A 7,436-nucleotide genomic window follows, 5' to 3' on the forward strand; every position below is an offset into this window, starting at 1 on the left:
TCCTCGCGCGGCACGCTCACCTTGCCGCCGACTTCACTATGAACGATGTCACCGCTGCCTTTCGCGCCCACGGTGAAATCGCCACGCACGTCCTTCACCGTCACATCGCCCGAGCCGATGGTGCCCACGTAGACGCTGCCACCCACGTGCTCCAGCGTGATATCACCGGAGCCGACGTTGCCGATATTCACGCCCGCATGCACGTTGCGCGCCTTGATATCGCCCGAACCCATCGAGCCCACGCGCAGGCTGCCGATATCGGAGAGCTCGACATCGCCCGAACCGCTCGTGACCGAGACCTCGCCAGCGATGTGGTCGATGTGCAGATCGCCCGAACCGGTCTGCGCACTGAGCTGCGAGAGTCCCTCGACGTAGACGTCACCGGAATTGGAGTGGATGCTCACCGGCACGTTGGGCGGTAGCTGTGCCTGCAAGTCCAGGTACTCGTAAGAAACACCGAACAGACCGACGTTGAACGAGCCATGGCCGCCGACGTCGATGATGAGCTGGTCGCCCTCGCGGTGCGAGGTCACCTGCAGGTTGTCCAGTGCTGACTGAGAGGAAGCACAGGCGCGGCCATTGAGCTGGAAGCCGCTGGCACCATTATTGCCGACCAGGTGCAGGTCATGGCTGTGCAGTTGGATCTGCACCTGGCGCACGCCGGCCAGATCGTCATGCAGGTTGCGAGGGGCGCTGTAGCGGCAATCCGCGGCGTTCGCGGCCATGGGAAGCAGCACAAGCAAAGCGAGCAGGTAACGCATACGAAATCTCCGGCTGTGTTTGAATGCTTCAGATGCGCAACGGGGACAAAAGGTTGAAGACCCCGCCAAGATATGAAGGGACGCTAGCCTTCTTCCGCTTTGGCCTGCTGCCAAAGCGCTTCCTGCTCCACCAAAGCTTGCGACGACAGCGGGTTCCCCGCCGCGGCCGCCAATTGCTCCATGCGCCGGAAGCGCCGCTCGAATTTCGCATTGGCATGGTGCATGGCGCGGGCGAAATCCACCTTGGCGTGGCGCGCCAGGTTCACCGCGACAAACAGCACATCGCCAATCTCGTCTTCCAGCCGGGCCGGATCGGCACCAGCGTCGAATTCGGCGGCCACTTCGGCCAACTCTTCGTGCAACTTGCCGATCACGGGTCGATGATCGGGCCAATCGAAACCGACGGTCGCGGCGCGCTGCTGCAGCTTCAAGGCGCGCTGCCATTCCGGCTGGCCGCGCGAAACGCCGGCCAGCGCGCTGTCGTCATGTGACGCGCCTTTCGCCGCGCGCTCGGCGTGCTTGATCTCCTCCCAGGCGCGCTTCTGTTCGTCGATGTCCGCATAGCTGACATCGCCAAACACATGCGGATGCCGGCGCAACATCTTTGCGCTGATCGCGTGCGCCACGTCGTCGAAATCGAACAGGCCCTGCTCCTGCGCCATCTGCGAATGGAACACCACCTGCAGCAGCAGGTCACCCAATTCATCGCACAGGTCGGGCCAGTCCTTGCGGTCGATGGCGTCGGCGACTTCGTAGGCCTCTTCGATGGTGTAGGGCGCGATGCTGCTGAAATCCTGCTGCAGGTCCCACGGGCAGCCGCGTTCGGGATCGCGCAGGCGGGCCATGATGGCAAGCAGATCGGCCAGGCTGTGACGCGCGGCCGTGCTCACGGCAAGCCCGCGTCACGCAAGCGGGCCGGCCAATCGATATCGGTATCGCCCACCGCCACAAATTCCGGATTGATCAGCGATTCGCCGCGGTTGTAGTGCAGCGGCTTGCCGGTCAGGTCGAGCACCGCGCCACCGGCTTCTTCCAGCACGCATTGCGCGGCGGCGGTGTCCCATTCGCTGGTGGGGCCACGACGCAGGTAGACGTCCGCGGAGCCGCGCGCGATCAGGCAGAACTTGAGCGAGGAGCCCAGCGGGTGCAGCAGGTATTCCTCACCGAGCAAGCGGCGCAGCGTGTCTTCCGACGAACCGCCATGCGAACGGCTGCCTGCCGCAACCGGCGGGTTGGCCAACGCGCGCGTGGAAATGCGCTCCCAGTCGGCGCCGCTTTGCACCTGCCACCAGGCGCCATGCCCGCGCGCGGCGGCGAACAGCTCTTCGGTCACCGGCGCCAACACTACGCCGAGCACGGGCTGGCCGTGTTCGATGAGGGCGATGTTGACGGTAAATTCGCCGTTGCGCTTGACGAATTCACGCGTGCCGTCGAGCGGATCGACCAGCCAATAGCGCTCCCATTGGCGACGCTGTGACCACGGCAGCTGGCTGGCCTCTTCCGAGACCACCGGCAGTTGCGGATCGATCTGCGCGAGACCTGCGACGATGACTTTCTGGGCGGCCAGGTCCGCCGCGGTGAGCGGCGAGAAATCGGCCTTCATCTCGACATCGAAATCTTCGCGGTAAATGACCATGATGGCTTCGCCCGCGCGGCGCGCCAGCAGGCCAATATCAAGCAAAAGCGGATGATCGGGCATACGGTCAGCGCGTCCCCTGCAGCCGTCCGGCCAGGTATTCGCGCGCCAGGAACAGCGCGGCGATGGAACGGCCTTCGGTGACGTCGTCCCGCACGACCAGGGTGTGCAGTTCGGAGAGTTTCCAGGGCACCACTTCCATCTCTTCGGGCTCGTCGCCAGGCAGGCGCTCCGGATACAGATCCTGCGCCAGCACCACGTGCGCCATGTGGGTCATGTAGGCGGGCGACAGTGAAAGGTTGTGCAGGATCTTCAGCTTGCGTGCGCCGTAGCCCACTTCTTCTTTCAGCTCGCGATCGGCGCCCTGCTCGACCGTTTCATCCTGATCCAGGCGGCCTTTCGGCAGACCCAGTTCATAGCGGTCCAGGCCCACGCCGTATTCGCGCACCAGCAGCACGGTTTCGTCGTCGAGCATCGGCACGATGATCACCGCCCCGAGGCCATGGCCCTTGAGCCGCTCGTAGGTGCGGTGCTCGCCATTGGAGAATTCCAGGTCCACCTGCTCCGCATGCAGAAAACGGCTGGTGTCCGAGTCGCGTGTCGCGTGGATGATGGGGTAGCGAGGTGGCATGAGGTGGGATTGTACGGGAATCGTTAATGACGTAAATCGGGAATCGTCAATGGTGAAAAACGGGCCTCCGCAGATTTACTGCGCTACTCCCGATCGGCGATTCATGATTCCCGGCGAGCAAAGCGAGCCAACGCCTGCGCTTGGATCGCCGGCGTACCGGCCAGCACGCTGCGCGTATCCAGATTCAACGGCTTGCCCTCCAGATCGGTGAACACGCCACCCGCTTCGCGCACGATCACTGCCAGCGCAGCCACGTCGAGAATATTCACATCCGATTCGATCACCAGGTCCAAGCCGCCGCGTGCCAGCAAGTGGTAATGGCAAAAATCGCCGTAGCCGCGGATGCGATTGCTGTCACGGATCATCTGCCCGAGTGCGTCCCAGCGCGCATCGCCGGTGAGCGTTTTGACGTTGCCGATGGAGATCGACGCCTGCGCCATGTCGGTGGTAGATGCCACGTGCAGGCGTTCGCTGTTGAACCAAGCGCCACCGCCGAGGCTGGCCCACACCGTCTCGCCGTACACCGGCGCGCTCGAGACACCCAGCACCAGTTCTCCGCGCTGCATCAGCGCGATCTGCGTGGAGAAAAACGGCGTGCGGCGCACGAAGCTCTTGGTGCCGTCCAGCGGATCGACCAGCCAGAGCAAGTCGGCGCCCTCGTTGTCCAGGCCGAATTCTTCGCCGTAGATAGCGGCGCCCGGCAAGGCCGGAGCAAGGATGGCGCGAATGGCCTGCTCGGCTTCGCGGTCGGCGATCGTCACCGGCGTGGCATCGGATTTGATCTCGACGTCTACGCCACGGCACCAGTAATGCCGGATCACTTCGGCGGCCGCTTCCGCCGCTTCGCGTGCGGCCTTCAGCGCCGCCTCCCATCGCTGCTCGTTCATCGTCACCTTGTTGCAGGACTTAACTGGGCCAAACCACCACGATAGCGGAGTTCGAGCGCGCCGTCCGCTGCGGGTTCACCGAAACTGCGCAACCAGCTCAGCAAGGCTGGATTGTCGCTGCGAGGAACCAGGCGCAGTTGCAGATCCCAGCCCAGCGGGCTGAAAGATAGCCGTCCAACCGTCTGCAACGCACCGTTGCCGTCATCACTCAACGTACCGCGGATGGCGCCCGATTGCCCGCTCACCGCCAGCGACAGCGTGCCCAGCGACACCTTGCCCTGAGGCGTGCGCACGGCGGCGTGCGACCACGTACCGGTCGCATCCAATTGCATCGGCCAATGACCCTGCAACTGTGCCTGCGGCGCCTGCAAATCGAGTTGCCCTTGCGGTTGCCCGCGTAGCCACGCTGGGGCGCCGAACTCGGCCATGTCGATGTGCAAACGGATGTCGTGCAGATCGAGCTGCGCAGAAGAAATGCGATGCAGTTGTCCCTGCAGTCGCAGTTGTGGCTGGCGCAGATCCAAGCCCACGCGGATATCGCCGAACAAGGCGCGCCGCGAGAGCGTCCAGGCCAGGCTGCCGAGCTGCGTGCCGTTCACCAGCGACACCTGCCCTGCCCGCCCCTGCCATAGCGTTCCGCTGACATCGTCCAGGCGCACCCCGCGCAGTTGCGCCTGCAGCCACGGCAACGCCCAGCGCGCCGGCAAAAACCACACCAGCGCGGCAAGGGCGAGCACGCCCGCCATCAAACCCACCAACCAGCGCTTCATCGATCCAACCATGCTTGAGCAACACCCTTGACTACCCCGATCATAGCGGGATGACTCAGCCAGCCGATGCCAACACCCTCCTCGCCGAGCGCGATCTTCGCCATATCTGGCACCCTTGCACCCAGATGCATGATCACCACCAGCACGTACCGATGGTGCCGATCGTGCGCGGCGAAGGTCCGTGGCTGATCGATGCGAACGGCCGCCGCTATCTGGACGGCATCAGCTCCTGGTGGACCAATCTGTTCGGACACGCCAACCCACGCATCGCCGCCGCGCTGGCGGAGCAGGCGGCCACGCTGGAGCACGTGATCTTTGCCGGCTTTACGCATCCGGTGGCGATCGAACTGGCCGAGCGGCTGGTGGCGATCACCCCCCAAGGCCTGGAAAAAGTCTTCTTCGCCGACAACGGTTCGGCGGCCGTCGAAGTCGCGCTGAAAATGAGCTTTCACTACTGGCTCAACCTGGGACACGGCGAGAAGACACGCTTTATCGCGCTGACCGGCAGCTACCACGGCGAAACGCTGGGCGCACTATCGGTCAGTGACGTCGCGCTGTATCGCAAGACCTACGCCCCATTATTGCTGACGCCCATGCTCGCACCCTCGCCCGATGCGTATGAAGGCGAACCGGGCGAAGCGCCCGAGCATGTCGCCACGCGCCGGCTGGAAGCGATGCGCGTGCTGCTGGAGCGCCATGCGCATGAAACCTGCGCGGTGATCGTGGAGCCACTGGTGCAATGCGCAGGCGGCATGCGCATGTATCACCCGGTGTATCTCAGCGGCCTGCGCGCCTTGTGCGACCAGTACAACGTGCATCTGATCGCCGATGAAATCGCCGTCGGTTTCGGCCGCACCGGTACACTCTTTGCCTGCGAACAGGCGCGTATCGCACCGGATTTCATGTGCCTGTCGAAAGGACTGACCGGCGGCACCTTGCCGCTCTCCGCGGTGCTGACGACACAACACGTTTACGACGCCTTCTACGCTGAATACAACGCAGGCAAAGCATTTCTGCATTCGCATAGCTATACCGGCAATCCACTGGCGTGCCGCGCGGCACTGGAAACCTTGAACATCTTTCGCGATGAGCCGGTACTGGCGCGCAATCGCGTGCTGGCGGCGCACCTTGCTAACCGGCTGGCGCCGCTACGCGAGCATCCGAACGTGGCCGATGTACGCCAGCACGGCATGATCGCCGCGGTGGAGCTGGTGGCCGACAAGGCGACGCGGCGCCCGTTTGCGGCCGAGGAACGACGCGGCCTGCGTGTTTATTTGCATGGGCTCGAGCACGGCGCCTTGCTGCGCCCACTGGGCAACGTGATCTACTTCATGCCGCCTTACGTGGTGAGCGAAAGCGAGCTGGATCACCTGATCGAGGTGGCAAGAGACGGCATCATCCACGCCGTGGCGTAGCCTCTCTACGCCGTGTGCACCATGGTCAGTGACCGCGACCATATGTCGTAATGGCTGGATCCAGCCGCTGCAATGCCGGCCCTAGCGTGGTTTCGCCAGTGGCGTCGATATCCTGCTTGCTGTAGGAGCGACCCGGAACGGGCAGGCATTCGCCTTTCTTGGCCGGGATCAGGCTGCCGGTATCGCGGATGCACTGGCGGTCACCCGGCTTGAGCGGCGAGCGATTGACGTGGTGCGCGCTGGCGGATGCCGTATCGGCCTGGGTTTGACCTGCCGAAGGCGCGTTCTGGGGAGTGGCAAGCGCCACCGTCGCAGTTGCCAGCAAGACAGCGGAAATCATCAGCTTGATCATAGGAACCTCCTAGCTCGATGGATGGGGGAAAACACGAGCTTTTACAGGGGTGGATCCATCCTGCTACCAGCGGCGGTTCATCGCAAGAGGCTCCGCAAGCCAGATCGTTCAGATGGCTGAACCATGGCGCAGCAGGCGGTATGCTCGTCCTCCTTCCCGCAATCGAAAGCTTATGCGCACCACCCGCATCCATGTCGAACAGCCGCTGGCGCTTGGCGCCGAACTGGCACTGCCCGCGCAGGCCGCCGAACACGTGGTGCGCGTGCTGCGCATGAATGCAGGCGATGCGCTGACCGTGTTCAACGGCGATGGTTTCGATTACACGGCCATGCTGATCAGCTTCGGCAAGCGCGACGTGATGGTTCGTATCGACGGCCGCGAAGCCGTTGCGAACGAGTCGCCGCTCAGGCTCACCTTGGCGCAAGCGGTTGCGCGCGGCGAGAAGATGGACCTGATCGTGCAGAAAGCCACCGAATTGGGCGTGGCGCGCATCGTGCCGCTGCTCACCGAGCGCTCCGAAGTGAAACTGGATGCAGCGCGCGCCGAAAAACGCCTGCAGCATTGGCGCGCGGTGGCAGCCAGTGCATGTGAGCAGAGCGGACGTGTACGCGTTCCCGAAGTGATGCCTACGCAGGCGCTGCAAAACTGGCTGGAAAGCCTGGCCGATGATGATGCGCAACGTCTGGCCTTGTTGCCAGAAGGCACGCTGCGGGCACGCGAAGTCCAGTTTGGCGCGGCAGGGGGATTGCTGGTGGTGGGGCCGGAAGGCGGCCTGGGCCATCGTGATGTCGCAGCTTTACACCAAGCGGGCTTTCGGGGTCTGCGCCTGGGGCCGCGGATTTTGCGCACAGAAACCGCAGGCTTGGCGGCACTGGCCGCCTTGCAAGCGACGCACGGGGACTTTTAGGGCAAGGCAACGCGCGTCTGCCACTGACGTCCCAATCGAATGTCGCTTCCCAACCGCCTTCACGCTGCAAATATATG

At 63.8% G+C, this 7,436-nt stretch carries 9 protein-coding genes; 2 read left to right on the plus strand and 7 right to left on the minus strand.

Features of this window, described 5'->3' with window-relative positions; genetic code table 11:
• The 6 genes from VMA74_RS02925 to VMA74_RS02950 form a co-directional block, all read right to left on the minus strand.
• Positions 1-761: DUF4097 family beta strand repeat-containing protein (locus VMA74_RS02925; protein WP_325364636.1), on the minus strand; the 761-nt coding region annotated here is incomplete at its 3' end.
• 83 nt (positions 762-844) lie between these two features.
• Positions 845-1,651 carry a nucleoside triphosphate pyrophosphohydrolase gene (gene mazG, locus VMA74_RS02930; RefSeq protein ID WP_325364638.1) on the minus strand — a complete coding sequence of 269 codons (807 nt, stop codon included), beginning with the start codon at positions 1,649-1,651 and terminating at the stop codon, positions 845-847.
• Positions 1,648-2,460, minus strand: a complete 813-nt coding sequence (gene cysQ, locus VMA74_RS02935) for a 3'(2'),5'-bisphosphate nucleotidase CysQ (protein WP_325364640.1) — start codon at positions 2,458-2,460, stop codon at positions 1,648-1,650. The genes mazG and cysQ overlap by 4 nt, the downstream gene beginning before the upstream one ends.
• 4 nt (positions 2,461-2,464) lie before the next feature.
• Positions 2,465-3,028, minus strand: a complete 564-nt coding sequence (nudE, locus tag VMA74_RS02940; RefSeq protein ID WP_325364642.1) for an ADP compounds hydrolase NudE — start codon at positions 3,026-3,028, stop codon at positions 2,465-2,467.
• A gap of 101 nt (positions 3,029-3,129) precedes the next feature.
• Positions 3,130-3,915: an inositol monophosphatase family protein gene (locus tag VMA74_RS02945; protein WP_325364644.1), complete on the minus strand. Its 786-nt coding sequence runs from the start codon at positions 3,913-3,915 to the stop codon at positions 3,130-3,132.
• Positions 3,916-3,917: 2 nt separating this feature from the next.
• Positions 3,918-4,685 (minus strand): type II secretion system protein N, encoded by a 768-nt coding sequence (locus VMA74_RS02950; protein WP_325364646.1) that lies wholly within the window; start codon positions 4,683-4,685, stop codon positions 3,918-3,920.
• 50 nt (positions 4,686-4,735) lie between these two features.
• Here VMA74_RS02950 and VMA74_RS02955 point away from each other — a divergent pair, with 50 nt between their 5' ends.
• Positions 4,736-6,100, plus strand: coding sequence for an adenosylmethionine--8-amino-7-oxononanoate transaminase (locus VMA74_RS02955; RefSeq protein WP_325364648.1), 1,365 nt, complete (start codon positions 4,736-4,738; stop codon positions 6,098-6,100).
• A 25-nt stretch (positions 6,101-6,125) separates the two neighbouring features.
• Here the strand turns inward: VMA74_RS02955 and VMA74_RS02960 are convergent, their stop codons facing one another.
• A complete protein-coding gene (locus VMA74_RS02960) occupies positions 6,126-6,452 on the minus strand; it encodes a hypothetical protein (RefSeq protein WP_325364650.1) in 327 nt (108 codons plus the stop codon).
• Between the two features lie 172 nt (positions 6,453-6,624).
• Between VMA74_RS02960 and VMA74_RS02965 the strand changes: the two genes are divergently transcribed.
• Positions 6,625-7,359, plus strand: a complete 735-nt coding sequence (locus tag VMA74_RS02965; RefSeq protein WP_325364652.1) for a 16S rRNA (uracil(1498)-N(3))-methyltransferase — start codon at positions 6,625-6,627, stop codon at positions 7,357-7,359.
• The last annotated feature ends 77 nt before the right edge of the window (positions 7,360-7,436 follow it).

It is taken from the genome of Dyella sp., assembly GCF_035508675.1.
Classification (GTDB): Bacteria; Pseudomonadota; Gammaproteobacteria; order Xanthomonadales; family Rhodanobacteraceae; genus Dyella_B.